At 64.1% G+C, this 17,971-nt stretch carries 17 protein-coding genes; 8 read left to right on the top strand and 9 right to left on the bottom strand.

All coding sequences use genetic code 11. From position 1 onward, the window contains the following. Nucleotides 1-6: 6 nt before the first annotated feature. A complete protein-coding gene (locus QRQ56_RS18470) occupies nucleotides 7-876 on the bottom strand; it encodes an NmrA/HSCARG family protein (protein WP_438742013.1) in 870 nt (289 codons plus the stop codon). Between the two features lie 101 nt (nucleotides 877-977). On the opposite strand from QRQ56_RS18470, the gene QRQ56_RS18465 reads away from it, so the two are divergent. Continuing rightward, on the top strand, nucleotides 978-1,865 hold the full coding sequence (locus QRQ56_RS18465; RefSeq protein ID WP_438742012.1) for a LysR family transcriptional regulator: 888 nt from the start codon (nucleotides 978-980) through the stop codon (nucleotides 1,863-1,865). 15 nt (nucleotides 1,866-1,880) lie between these two features. Here QRQ56_RS18465 and QRQ56_RS18460 read toward each other — a convergent pair whose 3' ends face one another. After that, nucleotides 1,881-2,798 (bottom strand): intradiol ring-cleavage dioxygenase, encoded by a 918-nt coding sequence (locus QRQ56_RS18460; protein WP_438742010.1) that lies wholly within the window; start codon nucleotides 2,796-2,798, stop codon nucleotides 1,881-1,883. Between the two features lie 163 nt (nucleotides 2,799-2,961). Between QRQ56_RS18460 and QRQ56_RS18455 the strand changes: the two genes are divergently transcribed. Continuing rightward, a complete protein-coding gene (locus tag QRQ56_RS18455; protein ID WP_438742009.1) occupies nucleotides 2,962-4,236 on the top strand; it encodes a serine hydrolase domain-containing protein in 1,275 nt (424 codons plus the stop codon). Between the two features lie 52 nt (nucleotides 4,237-4,288). On the opposite strand, the gene QRQ56_RS18450 is transcribed toward QRQ56_RS18455, so the two are convergent. The 3 genes from QRQ56_RS18450 to QRQ56_RS18440 form a co-directional block, all read right to left on the bottom strand. Next, entirely contained in the window at nucleotides 4,289-5,608 is a 1,320-nt protein-coding gene (locus tag QRQ56_RS18450) for a TRAP transporter large permease (protein WP_438742008.1), read from the bottom strand. Next, the gene (locus QRQ56_RS18445; RefSeq protein ID WP_438742355.1) at nucleotides 5,605-6,120 is read right to left on the bottom strand and encodes a TRAP transporter small permease; all 516 of its coding nucleotides are present in this window, start codon (nucleotides 6,118-6,120) and stop codon (nucleotides 5,605-5,607) included. Before QRQ56_RS18445 ends, QRQ56_RS18450 begins: the two co-directional genes overlap by 4 nt. An 84-nt stretch (nucleotides 6,121-6,204) precedes the next feature. Then, nucleotides 6,205-7,203 carry a TRAP transporter substrate-binding protein gene (locus tag QRQ56_RS18440; RefSeq protein WP_438742005.1) on the bottom strand — a complete coding sequence of 333 codons (999 nt, stop codon included), beginning with the start codon at nucleotides 7,201-7,203 and terminating at the stop codon, nucleotides 6,205-6,207. Between the two features lie 528 nt (nucleotides 7,204-7,731). On the opposite strand from QRQ56_RS18440, the gene QRQ56_RS18435 reads away from it, so the two are divergent. Continuing rightward, nucleotides 7,732-9,189, top strand: coding sequence for a sensor histidine kinase (locus QRQ56_RS18435; protein ID WP_438742353.1), 1,458 nt, complete (start codon nucleotides 7,732-7,734; stop codon nucleotides 9,187-9,189). 11 nt (nucleotides 9,190-9,200) lie between these two features. Here the strand turns inward: QRQ56_RS18435 and QRQ56_RS18430 are convergent, their stop codons facing one another. Together QRQ56_RS18430 and QRQ56_RS18425 are read right to left on the bottom strand one after the other, a co-directional pair. Beyond that, nucleotides 9,201-9,932 (bottom strand): cytochrome c biogenesis CcdA family protein, encoded by a 732-nt coding sequence (locus tag QRQ56_RS18430; RefSeq protein WP_438742004.1) that lies wholly within the window; start codon nucleotides 9,930-9,932, stop codon nucleotides 9,201-9,203. A gap of 206 nt (nucleotides 9,933-10,138) precedes the next feature. Beyond that, nucleotides 10,139-10,405, bottom strand: a complete 267-nt coding sequence (locus tag QRQ56_RS18425) for a hypothetical protein (RefSeq protein WP_438742003.1) — start codon at nucleotides 10,403-10,405, stop codon at nucleotides 10,139-10,141. Between the two features lie 484 nt (nucleotides 10,406-10,889). Here QRQ56_RS18425 and QRQ56_RS18420 point away from each other — a divergent pair, with 484 nt between their 5' ends. The 5 genes from QRQ56_RS18420 (at nucleotide 10,890) to QRQ56_RS18400 (ending at nucleotide 15,630) form a co-directional block, all read left to right on the top strand. After that, on the top strand, nucleotides 10,890-11,939 hold the full coding sequence (locus tag QRQ56_RS18420) for a LysR family transcriptional regulator (RefSeq protein WP_438742002.1): 1,050 nt from the start codon (nucleotides 10,890-10,892) through the stop codon (nucleotides 11,937-11,939). Between the two features lie 29 nt (nucleotides 11,940-11,968). After that, nucleotides 11,969-12,340, top strand: a complete 372-nt coding sequence (locus QRQ56_RS18415; protein WP_020608151.1) for a helix-turn-helix domain-containing protein — start codon at nucleotides 11,969-11,971, stop codon at nucleotides 12,338-12,340. A 463-nt stretch (nucleotides 12,341-12,803) separates the two neighbouring features. After that, nucleotides 12,804-14,153, top strand: a complete 1,350-nt coding sequence (locus QRQ56_RS18410; RefSeq protein WP_438742000.1) for a L,D-transpeptidase family protein — start codon at nucleotides 12,804-12,806, stop codon at nucleotides 14,151-14,153. 120 nt (nucleotides 14,154-14,273) lie between these two features. Further along, a complete protein-coding gene (locus tag QRQ56_RS18405) occupies nucleotides 14,274-15,089 on the top strand; it encodes an enoyl-CoA hydratase (RefSeq protein WP_438741999.1) in 816 nt (271 codons plus the stop codon). A gap of 253 nt (nucleotides 15,090-15,342) precedes the next feature. Beyond that, a complete protein-coding gene (locus QRQ56_RS18400) occupies nucleotides 15,343-15,630 on the top strand; it encodes a hypothetical protein (protein ID WP_438741998.1) in 288 nt (95 codons plus the stop codon). Between the two features lie 43 nt (nucleotides 15,631-15,673). On the opposite strand, the gene QRQ56_RS18395 is transcribed toward QRQ56_RS18400, so the two are convergent. Continuing rightward, entirely contained in the window at nucleotides 15,674-16,753 is a 1,080-nt protein-coding gene (locus QRQ56_RS18395) for an isocitrate/isopropylmalate dehydrogenase family protein (protein WP_438741997.1), read from the bottom strand. 133 nt (nucleotides 16,754-16,886) lie between these two features. Next, nucleotides 16,887-17,954: an alcohol dehydrogenase gene (locus tag QRQ56_RS18390; protein WP_438741996.1), complete on the bottom strand. Its 1,068-nt coding sequence runs from the start codon at nucleotides 17,952-17,954 to the stop codon at nucleotides 16,887-16,889. Nucleotides 17,955-17,971: the final 17 nt, after the last annotated feature.

Raw genomic sequence — 17,971 nt, 5'->3', positions numbered from 1 at the left:
CCGCTGTCAGGCCGAGGTCGTGATCTCGGCGACGAAGTCGCGATAGGAGCGCAAGGAGCGGCCCAGGATGTCGGTCAGACGCTTGACGTCACCGGCTTCTGGGATCATCCCCTCCGTGACGAAGCGCTCGCTCATCACCCGCATGTCGAAAGCCATCCAGCCGGGCATGAACTGCCGAAGGTTCTTTTCGAATGCCGCGGCGTCGTCGCCGCCATAGACGATCGGGCGGCCGAGCACGTCCGACCAGATTGCGGCAGCCTTGGCGCCGGTGATCGTATCGGGGCCAACGAGATTGATGCGCTCGAGCGGAAGCGCCGTGGCGGATGTCTCGCGACGGATCAATTCGATCGCCGCGATCTCGCCGATATCGCGCGCGTCGATCATCGCCAGTCCTTTGCTGCCGATCGGCATGGGGTAGACGCCATATCCGGTGACGGCGTCCTTGATCATGAGTTCGTTGTTCATGAAGTAGGCGGGGCGCAGGATGGTCGCCTTGACGCTCATCTGCTCGATCATGCGCTCGACGCCGAACTTGCCGGCAAAGTGCGGCACGTTCACGTAGCGGTCGCTGTGAATGACCGACAGATAGACGAACCGCTCGATGCCGGCCTCGCGGGCCAAGTTGAGCGCCGTCAGCGCCTGGGTGAATTCATCCGGCACCACGGCGTTGAGCAGAAACAGCGTCGAGACGCCTGAGAACGCGACACGCAGGGAATCGACGTCCAGCAAGTCGCCTTTCGCGACCGCGACGCCCGCCGGAAAATTGGCCTTCGCGGGATCTCGGACGAGCGCGCGCACGTCGGCGCCGCGCCTGACGAGTTGTTCGACGACCTGGCGGCCGATCGTGCCGGTTGCGCCGGTAACGAGGATAGTCATGGGATCACTCCGGTTGGGTTGTTGAGACACCCGGAAATTAGTGATCCACAGACGGGCCGATAGCCGCTATATCTAGACAGACTGTCTCATTGGTGGAACAGATGGATCTGCTTGCCCTCGCCGACTTCAATCTCGTCGCCCGCCACGGAGGGTTTGGAAAGGCCGCGCGCGCAGCGGGACGTCCGAAGGCGACCTTGTCCCGGCGCGTGTCCGAACTCGAGAGCAGCCTCGACTTGCGTCTCTTCGAGCGCGGCGGGCGCACTCTCAAACTGACGCAGGAAGGACGGGCACTCTTTGAGCGGACGGGCGCGCTTCTCACCGAGCTCGACGAGACGGCAGCGGCGATCGCCTCGGGCGGGGACAAGCCAAAGGGCAGATTGCGGATCAGTGCTCCCCTGCTCTTTTCACAAACGGCCATGGGCCGGCTCGCGGCCGGCTTCGCGCTCAGGCATCCGCAAGTCCGGCTCGAGGTCACGACGGATGATCGACACGTCGACATGATCGAGGAAGGTTTTGACCTCGTGATCCGGGTCAATCCCGATCCGGATGACAGCCTGGTCGGCCGCATCTTCCTGCGCGACCGACTGGTGATCGTGGCCAGCCCCAATCTGAAGCGACCGAAGGGCAATCTCGCCGTTCCCGTCGTCGTGCGCGGGACGGAAAACGAGGCTGCGGCCTGGGATGTCAGGCGACCGAGCGGCACCTCGCGTATCCCCGTCGATCCCGTGCTGCGCCTGTCATCGCTGATGATGGTTCGCGATGCTATTCGAGCCGGCGTCGGCGCTGCACGGCTGCCCTTGTCGCTCGTCAGTCACGATCTGGCCGCTGGCAGGCTGGTGCGCTGGGGCGATGTCGAGGGATCCGACATCGCTCTGTGGACACTCTATCCTTCGCGGCGATTGCTCAGCGCGCGCGTTTCCGCCTTCCTCGATCATCTGAAGGACGCTTTCCCGAAGGGGACGCCCGACGAGCTGGCAGCTTATGTCTAGCAGAAATGGCGAGCCTCACGCGGGCTCCCCGGCCTTCACCCCCAGCGGTTTCGGCGCCATGCCGCCGCCCGGCTTGAGGTGAAATTCATAGGTCATCAGGTGCCATTGCCCGTTCGCCTTGGTGCCGTCGGGCATCGTGGAGTCATTGCGCGGTTCGACCTTGGCGACGAGATCGTCCTTCACGCCGAACACCACATCGGAATCGAGATATTTGTCACCGTCCATGAAGACGTGGGTGATCAGCGGCTCATAGCCCTTCGCGTTGACCAGGAAGTGCACATGCGCGGGGCGCATCGGATGGCGGCCCGTCTGCACGATCATCTCGCCGACGGGACCGTCGGTCGGGATCGGATAGCTGCACGGCAGGATGGTGCGGAAGAAGAAGCGGCCGTCATCGTCGGTGATAAAGCGCGCCCGGGCTGAGGCCCCGACCTCGTCATAATTGGCCTTCTGGGAGTCGTAGAAGCCGTCGTCATCGGCATGCCAGACGTCGACGGGGACGCCCGCGAGCGGCTTGCCCTTCAAATCCGTGACACGGCTCTGCACGAACATCCGCTCGCCGGTCTGGTTGTTCGGCGAGATGTCGGTGCCATGCGCGGTCACCTTGTGCTCGCCGACATAGAACGGGCCGAGCACGGTGGTCTGGGTGGCGCCCTCCCGGTCGCGATGGTTGACCGCGTCGACCAGCATGGAAACGCCGAGCACGTCGGACAGGAGAATGAACTCCTGGCGGGTGTCGGTGCATTTCTGCCCGGTGCGGGTCAGGAAATCGATGGCGTAGTCCCATTCCTCGAAGGTCAGGCCGGTCTTGCTCACGTAATCGTGCAGCGACTTCACCAATTCCTGGAGCAGGAATTTCGCGCGGGGGTTGGGCGTGCTGTCGAAGCTGCTGACGACGGCTTCGGTGAGATCCGTCTCGTTGAACTGGGTCATGATGGGTTCTGCCCTGTGTTTTTCTCGTTCGCCCCCGGGGGCTCCTTGGAGGCTTTCCAGGGACAGCCTACACCAGCCGGCCCCCCTGCGTTAAGCGCGAGCGGCTTGGAATGGCGCTGTCATTTGGCTATCAACGGAGCCATAAACCTGCCCGGAGGAACTGATGCTCGCGCCCACCCCCGCCTCGCCCGAATCCGTCGGCATGTCCAAGGCCGCGCTCGACCGCATCGATGCGCATCTGAAGAACCGGTACATCGATGCCGGCCGCTTCCCGGGCACGCAGCTTCTGGTCTACCGCCGCGGCAAGATCGCGCACAGCTCCGTCCAGGGCCTTGCCGATGTCGAGCGCAAGCTGCCGGTCAAAGACGACACCATCTACCGCATCTATTCCATGACCAAGCCGCTCACCACCATCGCCTTCATGATGCTGGTCGAGCAGGGCCTCGTTGCGATCGACGAGCCGGTCGCCAAGTACATTCCGGAATGGAAGGACCTCGGCGTCTTCGTTGCCGGCACCTACCCGGCCTTCCTGACCCGGCCGCCGTCCCGGCCGATGCTGATCGTCGATCTGCTGCGCCACACCTCCGGCCTGACTTACGGCTTTCAGCAGCGCTCCAATGTCGATGCAGCCTATCGCAGCGAAAAGATCGGCGAGGTCGAGAAGTCGGGCACGCTCCAGACCATGATCGAGGGCCTGGCCAAAATTCCGCTGGAGTTCTCGCCGGGCGAAGCCTGGAACTACTCGGTCTCGACCGACGTGGTCGGCTATCTCGTCGGCAAGATTTCCGGCATGCCGTTTGAGCAGTTCCTGAAGCAGCGAATCCTCGATCCGCTCGGCATGACCGATACCGATTTTCACGTGCCGGCCTCCAAGGCGCACCGCTTCGCCGCCTGTTACTCGGCGGATCCCGGCGGCGGCATGACCTTCCACGCGGGTCAGCGCCGCGAGGGCATGACGCTCCAGGACGATCCGACAACCAGCTCGTTCCTGTCGCCGCCTTCCTTCATCTCGGGCGGCGGCGGCCTCTGCTCGACGACCGCCGACTACCTCACCTTCTGTCGCGCCCTGCTCAATGGCGGCGAGCTCGGCGGCGTCAGGCTGATCGGACCGAAGACACTGGCGCTGATGACGAGCAATCACATCCCCGGCGGCCGTGCGCTGCCGGAAGTGTCGCGCTCGATGTTTGCCGAGGCCGCCTATAACGGCATCGGCTTCGGTCTCGGCTTTGCCGTGACGATGCGGCCTGCGGAGACGCTGATTGCCGGCAGCCCCGGCGAATACAATTGGGGCGGCGCGGCGACGACCTCGTTCTGGATCGATCCGGCCGAAGAGCTGATCGCGATCTTCATGACGCAGGTGCTGCCGTCGAGCGCCTACCCGATCCGTCGCGAGCTCCGCAGCATGGTCTACGCTGCAATCACCGAGAGCAATCTGTAGCCGATTGTCTCGATCCCGCGGTCACTGGCCGCGGGATCGCACTTTCGGAAGCTCATTTGAGCATCTCCGGCACGATCAGGCGCGGCAGGAACAGCGACACGCTGGGCCAGACGATGAGGGCTGCCAGCACGAGCAGCATCGGGATCAGCATGATCACCGTGTCCTTCAGCGCATAGCGCAGCCGCACCCCCGCGATCGAACAGGCAATCATCAGGCACAGTCCGTAAGGCGGCGTCACCAGTCCGAACGCCAGTGACACGATGGAAATGATCGCGAACTGGACGGGATGGAGATCGACGGATTTGGCCAGTGGCTCCAGCACGGTGCCGACGATGATGATGGCCGGAATGGCGTCGAGGAAGCAGCCCACCACCAGAAAGCAGAACGAGATGAAGAAGCCGGCCGTCACGGCGCCCATCCCCCATGTCGAGACGTTGGCCAGCAGCTCCTGCGGAATCTTGTAATAGGCGAGCAGCCAGCCGAACGCGCTCGCGGTGCCGACGCAGAACAGCGCGACGCCGGCGAGGCGCCCGGTATCGAGCAAGGCCTTGTACAGCTCGCGTATGCCCGTCTCGCGGTAGAAGAACGCCGACAGCGCTACGGAATAGAGCACCGCGACGCAGGCGGACTCGGTCGCAGTGAACCAGCCGAGCAGAATGCCGCCGACGATGATGAAAGGCGTCATCAGCGCCGGGATCGACTTCCAGATCGCGCACCGCATCTCGACCCAGCTCGCCTTCGGATAGGTCGGATAGCCGCGGCGCACCGCGTAGATGTGCACCGTCGCCATCTGCGCGCCCGCGATCAAGAGGCCCGGCACGATGCCGGCCAGATACATCGCCGCAATCGAAGTCGAGATCAGCCCGCCCCACACGATCATGAGGATCGACGGCGGGATGATCACCGCCAGGACCGCCGAGACCGCCGTGATGGCGATGGAAAACGAGAGGTCGTAGCCCTCCTTGGTCTGTGCATCGATGAAGATCTTGGACTGGCTCGCCGCATCGGCGGTGGAGGAACCGGAGATGCCGGCGAAGAACACCGAGAGCACGACGTTGATCTGCGCGAGAGACCCCGGCCAGTGCCCGACCATGGAGCGCGACAGCTCCACCAGTCGATCGGTGATGCCGCCGATGCTCATCAGGTTCGCCGTCAGGAGGAAGAACGGCACCGCGAGCAGGATGAACGAATTGTACGCATTGAAGGTCTCCTGCGCGAGCGTCATCAGCGACAAATGCGGCTCGATCAGCAGGATCGGAACACAGGCAAGGCCGAGGGCGAAAGCGACCGGCACGCGCACGATGAGCAGACCGACGAAAACTCCGAACAGCACCATCGCGGCCTGTCCGGCGGAAAGTACGTTGCCGCTCATTGCCGTGCCCCGACCAAAATGCGCATTTCATCGACGATCTGTTCGCCTGCGAAGACGATCCAGGTCACGCCCGCAACGGGCCAGGCGACGTGAATCAGCCAAAGCGGTAGATCGGCCAACTCAGACGTTCTGTTCCAGGCAAAGCGCGTGAACTCGAGGCCGGCCACGACGAACACCATCGCCAGCGCCAGCACGCCGAGACGCGCGAGGATCCGCACTGCGGCCTCCGACCGCCGCGACAGATCGGGCCAGACGTCGACCTCGAAATGCTGGGCTTCGCGCACGCCGACCATGGCGCCGATCATGATCGTCCAGATGAACAGGAAGCGCGCCATCTCCTCCGTCCAAATGTAGGACGGAATGAGGGGCGTGTAGCGTGAGATGATTTGCAGCGTGACAGGAATGATCAGGACGCCGACGCAAGCAGCCAGCAGGAATTCCAGCAGCTTCGCATAGGCGGCCGATACGCGGCGCCACAGCGACGGTGTGGACGGGACGGGTATTTCGGACATAGGGGCTCCGTGCGGCAGAACATCCGCCACGTCCGGGCAAGAAGCGGGGCTTGCCCGGAGATGCTGTCGGCGGACGCAAAGACCTCAGACGACGTTGATCTTCTCGAAAATACCTTCCGCACCGATTTCCTTGGCGTAGGTGGCCATCACGGGGTCGGCGAGCTTCTTCATGGCGTCGCGCTCCTCGAACGGAACGCGCTTGAGCTTGCCGGCCTTCTCCAGCGTGTCGAGCTTGACGACCTCCTCGCTCGACTCGAGCTGGCGACCATAGTCGCCGGCCTCCTTGCCGGCCTTCATGATCGCGTCCTGCAGGTCCTTCGGCAGGGTCTTCAGCGTCTTCACCGAGAAGCAGATCGGCCGGATCGACACGGCGTGCTGGGTCAGGTTGAGATGCGGAGCGACTTCGTAGAACTTCATCGCCTCGACGCCGGCCGCTTCGTTCTCGCCGGCCGATATCACGCCGTTCTGAATCGCGTTGTAGATCTCGTTATAGGCGATCACCGTCGGGCTCATGCCGACCGCCGCAAAGGTCTTCGACCAGATCGGCGCACCCTGCACGCGAACCTTGAGCCCCTTGAGATCGGCGAGGTTCTTGAGCTGCTTGTTGGCGAAGATGTTGCGGATGCCGCCGCCGGAATAGCCGATCAGGACGACCTCGGCTTTCGCCGCGACTTCATCGGCGATCGGCGCCAGGATATTGGCCTCAACGACCTTGTTCATGTGCTCGATACCCTTGAACACGAAGGGCGCATCGATGAACGGGGCCGCCTTTGCGAAGGTCGACATGTGGGCCGGCGAGACGATGCCGTAATCGACCGCCTTGCCTTGCGACATATATTCGAAATACTGCTTCTCGAGACCGAGCGAGGAGTTTCTGTGAAGCGTGAAGTTGACGGGCTTGCCGTAATATTTCTTCACCAGCTCTTCGAACCGCAATAGCGCCCGGTTGAAAGCGTGATCGTCGTTGAACTGCACGGCGCCGTTGAGCGTGATCGGCGCTTGCGCCCTGAGGATCGAGGGCATGCCGATCGCGGCCGCAGCAGTGGTCGCACCGAGCCCAGCGAGAAATGACCTTCGCTTCATCGTCTCCCCTCCCTTTGATGCTCCGCCCCTGTCGCCGGGGCGTGAGCGCGCAGCCGGTATGCGGCTTGCGGGAGCAAGCGTATGGAAAACCCCGGCGGGACGAAAGTCATTTCGCCTGCGCTGAAGCGTCTCCTTCGTCGCAGGTCGCCTCGCTGCTGCACTGCAACTCGAACTCATGCCGGCGCGAGGTTCGGCCGTTCCGGCAGAAACCCGAAGACTTGCGGACCTCGTGGATCGCGAGCGCCGATGCAGCAAGCATCGGCGCGACCGGGCTCGGGTTGGCGGCCGTTACGCCATGTGTCCACTATTGACCGCAGCCGGCATGAGCCGAAGCCAGGGGTGCCGGACGGCGCTCCCAAAATGCCGATCCGGGCCACTCGCCCGTTGCGAAAATCATGGCGCCCGGCAAGTCCCGCCCCTATGGTCTGCCCAAAATCATAGTCCGGCGCCGCTGCGCTGGAACCGGGACGCCCGCGTTTGTCAAAGCTCACCCTGCCGGTCCGGCTCGCTCTTCTGGTCACGGGAACGATGTTGCCGCTGATCGTCTTCGCGGTCGGTATCGCCGTTTACAATTACAGGCAGGACCGCAGCGACGCGACGCGCCGGGTGCTCGAGAACGTGCGCAGCATGCGCCTCGTCATGGACTCCGAGGTTCAGCGCATGGCGGGCGGCCTGCAGGTGCTCGCGTTGACCAATTCTCTGCGCAACGACGACTTCCAGAACTTCCGCCGCATCGCGCTCGGTTTCGTCGAGCAATATGGCAAGGGCGGACTGGTGCTGATCTCCGACCGCAAGGGCCGGCTGTTGTTTTCCTCCGCGACGGAGGACACCGCCAGCCTGCCGCCGCGCGGCAATCTCGCGATCGTCGAAAGGGTGTTTGCGACCAGGTCGCCGCAATATTCGGACCTTTTCATCGGCGCAATCAACGGGCGGCAGGTCATCACCGTCGAGGTTCCGGTGTTTCGCGATGGCGAGGTGATCTACGATCTCTGCTTCAGCCCGCCGATCAGCATCTTTCAGGAGCTCGTGGAAAAGCAACGGCCCGACCAGCTCTGGACCGTGTCCCTGGTCGACACCAAGGCCACCGTCTTCGCCCGCGTGCCGAACCCGAGCGCGACGATCGGCAAGCAGGCGTCCGGCGCGATTTACGACGCGATGTCGCGCACCTCGGAGGAGACCCTGTCGACGGTGTCGCTCGACGGGGTGCCGCTGTCCTCAGCCTTCACCACCTCACGCCTGACCGGCTGGAGGGTCGTGGCCGGCGTCGCCGAGAGCTCGCTGATCGCGCCGCTCTGGCGCAACATCGCGATCACCAGCCTGATCGGCGGCATCCTGCTGCTGACCGGCCTCACCTTCGCGGTCAGGATGGCGACTACGATCGCGCGCGGCGAGATGCTGCACAATCTCCTGATCGACGAGCTCAACCATCGCGTCAAGAATACGCTGGCCTTGATGCAGGCGATCGCGGTGCAGACCTTCCGCAGCGCCAGCCGGGACGAGCGGACCAAGTTCGAGGGCCGGCTCGGCGCACTCGCCGAAGCGCATAACCTCCTGAGCCAGGAGAAATGGGCGGGCTCCGAGCTTCGCGACGTGATCGCCCGCGCTCTTCAGCCTTTCCTGCTGAATAATCCGGACCGCATCCGCATGGCGGGTCCCGCCGTGCCGTTGTCACCGCGACTCGCCGTGGTGCTGTCGATGATCGTGCACGAGATCGCCACCAACGCCGCGAAATACGGTGCGCTGTCCAACGAGAGCGGCCGGGTGACGCTGGACTGGGAGGTCATCACCGATGCGTCGAAGCCGCGGCTCCGGCTGGTCTGGACCGAGCTCGGCGGACCGCCCGTGACGGCACCGGTGCGGCGCGGCTTCGGCTCCCGCCTGATCGAGCGCAGCGCACGCGATCAGCTCGGCGGCGAGGCGACCGTCGACTTCCTGCCACGCGGCGTGGTCTGCACGGTGGTCTGCACGCTTGATGAGACGCGTTAACGGAAGACGCGCTACCCGATCGTCTGCAGCGCCGGGAACGTCTCCAGCAGCCAGATGCTCACATTGGAAACAGCGCCGGTGAGGAAGCCGATGCCGGTGATCACCATCAGCACGCCCATGGCGCGCTCGACATTGACGAGATGGCCTTTCATGCGCGCGAACAGCGCGGAGAACTGCTCGATCATCAGGGCGGCGATCAGGAAGGGAATGCCGAGGCCCGCGGAATAGACCGCGAGCAGGCCGGCGCCTTTCGCCACCGTCGCTTCAGCCGCGGCGATCGAGAGGATCGCGGCGAGGATCGGGCCGATGCAGGGCGTCCAGCCGAAGGCGAAGGCGAGCCCCATGATATAGGCGCCCCAGAGGCCGACGGGCTTGGGGATCGGCAGCCGTCCCTCGCGCATCAAGAAGCCGATGCGCGTCAGCCCGAGGAAGTGCAGGCCCATGATGATGATGACGACACCGGCGAGGATCGACAGCTCCGCCGACCAGGCCCGGATCAATCCGCCGACAAGGGAGGCGCTGGCGCCGAGCGCGACGAACACCGTGGAGAAGCCGAGCACGAACAGCAGTGCCGACATCATGATCGCGCGCTTGGAGGCCGACGACGGTTCGTCGCTCTCGACATGCTCGATCGTCGCACCCGTCAGGTAGATCAGATAGGGCGGGACCAGCGGCAGGACGCAAGGCGACAGGAAGCTGACGAGGCCGGCAATCAGCGCCGCCGGGATCGAAACATTTTGCATGATGCCGTCTGAGCCATCTCAGGTGCCGGTACGGCGCGCGGGGAGTGCGCCCGGCCCGGAGCCGAACCGGCTCTGGTGTAGCCGATGCCGGAGAATGCGCAACAGAGGCGCACGAAACCAGGGCTCCTCCCGATGCCGCCTGCGATCACAGGTGCGGCATCGGGACGCGCACAAATCTCGCCAAAAAGCGAGGTTCGGCGGCGCGGCTACTTCACCACGCGGAGCAGCGGACGCCGGGGCTGGTCCTGCGTCTGCTTGGAAGGGGATGGCGGCTCGCTCGCGGCGCCCCGCAACATTTCGTCGCACAGCGCCTTGAGATCGGCACTGTCAATTCCTTTGAGTTTCATCCTGACGTCGAGGATGACGATGGACAGCAGCTCGGCCGACTCACGGCTGTTGCAAGCGTTGAGATGCCTGCGGCACTCCTCGAGCGTTTCCAGCACCGACTGCAACTGTTCGTCTGAATGCGACACCGGCGTTCTTTCCGTTAATTCGGCCTGCGAGACGTGATTGCGACGACCCCTTCGGCCCCCATGGAGCCCCGAGGATAGCACGAGGCTACAACGCCTCCGAACCTGATTTCAGTGTGTTTCTGCGGTGGAACCGCTGCTCCGGCTGACATCGCGGCGCCGCGCCATTGCCCGTTGTCGAAGCGATCGACAAGCAAACGCCGGGCGCGCTGCGATTGATCCATCGGAGATGGCGACGCGGGCCTTCGCGCAACAAACTTCATTGCGGACAGCGCCTGCAATCCCGCAGCCATTTCACGGCTCGCAACGGAACTCACGCCACAACCCCTCATACAGGCGAATAATCCGCCCGATTCCCAGCCCATGGAGCATCCAAATACCACCCACCGGGTAGTAAGGATGATGGTTCAAAACTCATCATCCCCCAACCCGCCGTGGTTGTGGTTTGCGCCAGATTCTGCCAGTTTAGCGGCCCGAAGGGACTTGTATGCACTCCTTAGCGGAAAGGGGCGTTCTCCTGGCGGAACGCCCAAAGACAAATCTCAGCGGCCTCTCGGATTGGGATGCGGCCCGGATATTTCTCGAAGTCGTCCGAAGCGGAAGTTTCCGGTCGGCGGCCGAGCGTCTGTCGCTGTCCATCAACGCCGTGCGTCGGCGAATCGACGATTTCGAGCGCCAGACCGGCACCACGCTGTTCACCCGCGACGTCCACGGCACTCATCTGACCGATGAGGGCGCGCTGGTGGTCTCCGCCGTCGAGCGCATGGAGGCCGCCACCTTCGACGTGCTGCGTGCCAGTGATTCGACCGCCAACGCGTTGTCCGGCGAGGTCCGGGTCGCCGTCACCGAGGGGCTGGGCACGTTCTGGCTCGCCCCGCGCCTGGTTGAATTCCAGCAGGCCTATCCGAAGATCCTGGTCGACCTGCATTGCGCGATGCGCTCGGCCGACGTCTCGCGCCACGAGGCCGACGTCGCCATCCATCTGTCGCGTCCCTCGGCGCTCGACATCAAGCTGGTGCGGCTCGGCCGCATGCACCTGATGTTCTGGGCCTCCGAAAAATACATCGAAAAACACGGCGCGCCGCGCACGGCGGCGGAATTGATCAAGCATCGCCTGGTGCTGCAATTCGCCGACCAGCTCGCCGCCAAGGAATCCTTCGAGAGCGTCTTCCCGGGCGTCTCGGAACGTGACCTCCTGGTCATGAAGACCAACGTCTCGAGCGCCAACTATTGGGCGGTCGCGAACGGCGCCGGCATCGGCGTCTTCCCGAGCTATGCCATTGCGCTTGGCGGGAAACTAATTCCACTGGAGGTCGAGCTGAACCGACCGCTGGATATCTGGCTGTCCTACCACCCCGGTAGCGGCCGTATTCCGCGCGTGCGGCACATGATCGACTGGCTGATCGAAGCTTTCAGTCCAGCTCGTTTCCCGTGGTTTAAGGAAGAGTTCGTGCATCCGCATGAATTCAAGGACTCCTATATGGGCGAACCCCTGACCCAGCTCTTCGGGGGATTTTCAACCGAAGAACAAAGGTGAGAACAGAGATGAAAGCAGCGGCGAAAAGAATGAAGCAGCGTAGTGCCGGCAAGCCGGACATCGAGCTCGGCAAGCGGATTCGTCTGCGGCGCGTCGAGATGAAGATCTCGCAGGCCGAGCTCGGCGAGAAGCTCGGCGTCAGCTTCCAGCAGGTTCAGAAGTACGAGAAGGGCGTCAATCGCGTGGGCGCGGCCCGGCTGCAGCAGATCGCCTCCGCCCTCGACGTGCCCGTGACCTTCTTCTACGACGGCGACAACAAGGCGCGCGAAGTCGAAAGCCTGCTGTTCCTCGATTCGGCCTTCAGCCTCCGCCTGCTGCGCGCTTACAGCAAGATCAAGGATCAGACGGTGCAGCGTCAGCTCGTCTCGCTGATGGAATCGATCGCGGCGAACGAAAGCTGAGATCGATCGACGCTCTGGTCTTCCAGGCCGATCTTCAATCCGCCGCGTCACGGGGGCGCGGCCGGATTGAACGACCGGCAGGAGCAGGTCTCCAAGACTAGGTCTCAAGGATTAGATCTCCAAGACTAGGTCTCAAGACCAGGCCTCTCGGATCAGATCTGGCCCGCGCGCCTGCCGCGCGTGGCCTTGTTGGGGCGGCTTGGCCGCCCCTTTTCTTTTGCCTTTTCTCGCCCTTATCCCCGCCCCGCCCGCGTTTTCGCGAACCCATCCCGACCTTGCCGCGACCCAATCGAGAGACCCCGCGCCGGACGCGCGGAGCTTTCGGTTGCCGTGCTTAATGGGACCTCAACACCGAGGGCCTAATTTCCCGCCGATTTCACGAATCGGCGCCCGCAGCGCGGCGGCCGGCCATTGCCAATGCGAGGACCCGCCCGGGCCTCGTGCTCTCAGGAGAAGATGGGACATGTCGAAACGCCTTGCGTTGATCCTTGCCGTCGGCATGCTCGCCAGTGCCTCCGCACTGGCGCAAACCGAGACCATTGGGCAGGCGACGCAGAGGCCGGCGACGGCCGGCACCGTACCGGCGGCCGCCACCCCCGCGCATGCAGCCGCGCCGAAGACTGCCACGGCGCCCGCCTCGACGCCGGAAAGCCGCTCCGCTGCAGCGCTCGCGATGACGCACGAGCCGACCTATGACGAGGGCTCCGCGCAGCGCATCAAGGATGCCGCGCTGAGCTATTCCGATCTCGCGGTGCGTGGCGGCTGGCCGGCCATCCCGACGGACGCCAAATTCGCTCCCGGCGTCCAGGGCGCCAGCGACGATTTGCTGCGCAAGCGGCTGATTCTCTCGGGCGATCTCGCCGCCGAGAAGGCCAGCGGCGCCTTCGACCAGGACCTCGTCGACGCGGTGAAGCGCTTCCAGGCGCGGCACGGACTGGCACCGACCGGCACGATGACGCCGCGCACGATCGCGGCGATGAACGTCTCCGTGCAGAAGCGCATCCGGCAGCTCGAGGCTTCGCTGCAGCGGCTCGAGAACATGAATTTCAGCTTCGGCCAGCGCTATGTCGTGGTCAATATTCCCGCCGCCTTTGCCGAGGCGGTCGAGAACGACGTCGTGGTGCGGCGCTATCGCGTCATCGTCGGCAAGACCGAAAAGCCTTCGCCGACGCTGACGGCCCAGATCACGAGCGTCGTCCTCAACCCGACCTGGACGGTGCCGGCCTCGATCGCGAAGACCGAGATCTCCGCGCATATGCGCAAGGATCCCACCTACCTGTCGCGCATGCACATGGAGGTGCTCGATGCCCACGACAATCCGATCGATCCGCATTCGATCGACTGGTCGGGCACGCGCACGCCGAACTTCACGGTGCGGCAACACAACGGCACCTTCAACGCGCTCGGCGCCGTGAAGATCGACATGCCGAACAGCTACTCGGTCTACATGCACGATACTAACCAGCGCAGCCTGTTCAGCGACGAATACCGCTTCGATTCCCACGGCTGCTCGCGCGTCGACAATGTGCGCGATCTCGCCGCCTGGCTGCTCAAGGACCAGCCGAAATGGAGCCGGGCCGCGATCGACGCGGAGATCGCGAGCGAGCAGCATCTGGAGGTGGCCATGGCCCGGAAGGTACCGGTGGCCTGGATCTATCTCACGGCGTGGATGACCAAGGACCAGACCGTCCAGTTCCGCAACGACGTCTATAACCAGGACGAGCAATTGCTGGAGGCGACCGCCGAAGAGGCGGCGTTCTTCGGCAAGGCCGCCGACCATCCGTTGACCGCGCATATGCATGTGACGCGGTAGGCACGTCTCGCGCCATGCAATCGCGGCACAGGCGGGTGCGAAGCCCCTCGCCCTGCCGCGGTTGACCCCGGCCCTGCCGGGGCCGCACATTGCGTTCCTTCTACGACAAGCGAGCGCGCGATGCCCGACATCTCCAGTGAAAAATCCTACGCCGACGGCAAGATCCTTCAGCACGTCACCGACGGCGTCGGTGTCGTCACCTTCAACAATCCAGCCAAGCGCAATGCGATGTCGCTGGAGATGTGGGAGGGATTCGGCGAGGCATTGACGGCCTTGCGCGACGACGAGACGGTGCGCGTCGTGATCATGCGCGGCGCGGGCGGCCAGGCGTTCGTGTCAGGCGCCGATATCAGCCAGTTCGAGAAGACGCGGCATAACGCGGCCGCATCCGAGGAATATGCCAAACGCAGCGCGGCCCAGCGCGCGCTGCTCGCCGACTATCCCAAGCCGACCATCGCCTGCATCGAGGGCTTCTGCCTCGGCGGCGGCATGCAGGTCGCCATGCTCGCCGACATCCGCCTCGCCGCAGCGGGCAGCCAGTTCGGCATTCCCGCGGCAAGGCTTGGCATCGCCTATGGCTATGACGGCCTGCGGCATCTGGTATCGCTGGTCGGCCCGTCCTGGGCCCGGCTTCTGATGTACACGGGCATGCGCATCGATTCCGCCGAGGCGCTGCGCATCGGCCTCGTCGAGCGCGTCTTCCCGGCCGACTTGCTCTGGGGCGAGACCATGGCGGTTGCCGAAACGATCTCGCAGAACGCGCCGCTCGCAATCAAGGCCGCCAAGATCACCATCGCAGAGGTGCTGAAGGACGAAAGCCGGCGCGACATGAGCGCGATCAAGGCGATCGGCACCGCCTGCATGGACAGCGCCGATTTCCGCGAAGGGCGTCAGGCCTTCATGGAGAAGCGCAAGCCGCAGTTTACTGGGAAGTAATCCGCTCGCAATTGCGAGCGCCCCTCACTCACCACGTCATTGCGAGGAGCGCAGCGACGAAGCAATCCAGAATCTCTCCGTGGAAAGATTCTGGATTGCTTCGCTGCGCTCGCAATAACGGTGTGGAGAGCGCGGAACTGTCGGCGAATCTGAACCTTCATTCAGGAAGATTAAATCCCATCGCCAGTCGGGTCGCGATAGCAACCAACTGATCTGCCGCAAGTTCTTCCGCCATCACAAGAGGGAGATTGCGATGAAACTGAAATACGCTGTTCTTGGTCTGGCTGCCCTCGGCAGCGCGGCGCTGGCTTCTAGCCCTTCGCTCGCAGCAATGCCGAACGGCATTCCGCAGGCCGATCGCGTCGCAGGCGGTCCGGCCGGGAATATCGATCAGGTCCGCATGGTCTGTAACCGCTGGGGCCGCTGCTGGTGGCGTCCGAACTATTACGGCGGTGCTTACGGCTATTACGGCGGCCCTCGCCGCTTCTACGGCCCACGCCCGTACGGCTATTATGGCCACCGCCACTGGCGTCGCTGGTGAACGACAAAGGGGCCGCAAGGCCCCTTCTCTTTTGGTGTTCTGACTACAATGCCCCCAGCACCGCCTTGGTGATGTCGGCGGTGCCGTTGCTGCCGCCGAACTCCATCGGCTTGATGCCGCCGGCATAGACTTGATCGACCGCGCGTTCGATCGTCTCGCCGGCTTCCGCTGCGTTCTCGATGCCGTGCTTGTCGGCGAGCCAGTCCAGCATCATCGCCGCCGACAGGATCATGCCGGTGGGATTGGCCTTGCCCTGCCCCATGATGTCAGGCGCGGTGCCATGACACGGCTGGAACACCGCGTATTTGTCGCCGATGTCGGCCGACGGGGCCATGCCGAGGCCGCCGATCAGGCTCGCGGTGATGTCGGAGACGATGTCGCCGAACATGTTCTCCATCACCATCACGTCGAAATCCCAGGGGCGCTTGACCAGCATCGCCGAGCAGGCATCCACATAGAGCCGGTCGGTCTTCACATCAGGATGCTTCTTCTCGATCTCGTCGAAGATGCCGCGGAAGAACGCAAAGGCCTTGAACACATTCGCCTTGTCGACGCAGGTCAATGCACCCGGCTTGCCGCGCGCCTTGCGCCGCTCGGCCAGGCGAAACGAGAACTCGAACAGGCGCTCGGACGTCTTGCGCGTGATCACCATGGTCTCGCGCGCGTCCTCATGGGTGACGACGCCCTTGCCCATCGAGGCGAACAGCCCTTCCGTGGATTCGCGGATGACGACGAGATCGATGCCGCGCTTGTCCGCGCCCACAATCGGGCTCGGCACGCCGGGAATGAGCCGCGCGGGCCGCACGCCGGCATAGAGATCGAAGATGAAGCGCAGCTCGATCTGCGGCGCGATCTCGGTATTGTCGGGGTAGCGCACCGACGGCAGGCCGCAGGCCCCGAGCAGGATCGCGTCCGCCTCCTCGCACAGCTTGATGGTCGTATCCGGCATCGACTTGCCCGTCGCAAGGTAATTGGTGGCGCCGGCCGGCGCCTCCGTGAACCGGAAGCTGAGGCCGGATTTTTCGCCGACCTTGCGCAGCACCTCGAGCGCCGGCGCCATGACTTCGGGACCGATGCCGTCGCCGGCGAGCACGGCAATGTGGAAGGCGTTGTTTGCGGACATGAGGTTTCCTGCGCGAAGGTCAAAGTGATGTCGTCATTGCGAGGAGCGAAGCGACGAAGCAATCCAGACTGCCTCCGCGGAAAGATTCTGGATTGCTTCGCTACGCTCGCAATGACGGTGGAGAGAGCCGTGCTTATGGCGTCAGCACCGTGCGGCCGACCACCGCGCCCTGCTGCAATTGCACCAGCGCGTCATTGGCCTTGGCGAGCGGGGCCGTCGTCACCGGGATCGGCGGCACCTTCTTGGTGCGGACAAGGTCGAGCAGCTCCTGCGTCTCGCGCAAATTGCCGACATAGCTGCCCTGGATCGTCACGGCCTTGATCGGAATCAGCGGCAATGCCCAGGTCGCGCCGCCGCCGAACAGGCCGACGATGATGAGCTTTCCGCCCTTGGTGAGGCAGTCGAAGCCGAGCTGCGTCGTCGCGGCGTTGCCGACGAGGTCGATCACGGCGCGGATCGGGCCGCCCGCTTTCTTGGCCAGTTGCTCCAGCGCATCCGGCGCCTTGGGATCGACGGTCGCGAGCGCACCGGCTTTTTCGGCCGCCTCGCGCTTCTTCGCGTCGATATCGACCATGATCGCGCCCTTGCCGCCCATGGCCTTGAGCAGCGACAGCGCCATCAGGCCGAGACCGCCGGCGCCGAACATCACGATCGGCGTGTCGAAATGCTGCTCGACCTTCTTCAGCGCGCTGTAGGTGGTGACGCCCGAGCAGGCATAGGGCGCTGCCGATGCCGGATCGAGGCCTTTCAGGTTGAGCAGGTAGCGCGGATGCGGCACCAGCATGTGGTCGGAATAACCGCCGTCGCAATAGACGCCGAGCGAGCGCGGCGTCAGGCACATGTTCTCGTCGCCGGCAAGGCAGGTGGCGCACTTGCCGCAGCCGATCCAGGGATAGACGAGGCCAACGTCGCCGAGCTTGAGGTCACCCTGGTCGGTCGGCTTGACGTCGGGACCGAACGCCAGGATTTCACCGACCGTCTCGTGACCCATGGTCAGCGGCAGGTTGATGCCGCGATCCTTGAGCGACAGCGGCTTGCGGCCATGGCCGAGATCGTAGCCGCCTTCCCAGATGTGGAGGTCGCTATGGCAAACGCCGGCCGCCTTGACCCTGATCAGCACCTGCGTGCCGGACGGCTGCGGCGTCGCCTCGTCGAACTCCTGCAGCGGCGCCTTGAAATCGGCTACCTTGAAACTCTTCATCGGCGTCCTCCCGCATG

The sequence above is a fragment of the Bradyrhizobium sp. U531 genome, from assembly GCF_051710265.1.
Taxonomy (GTDB): Bacteria; Pseudomonadota; Alphaproteobacteria; order Rhizobiales; family Xanthobacteraceae; genus Bradyrhizobium.
This window is presented reverse-complemented; position numbering and strand designations above follow the sequence as displayed.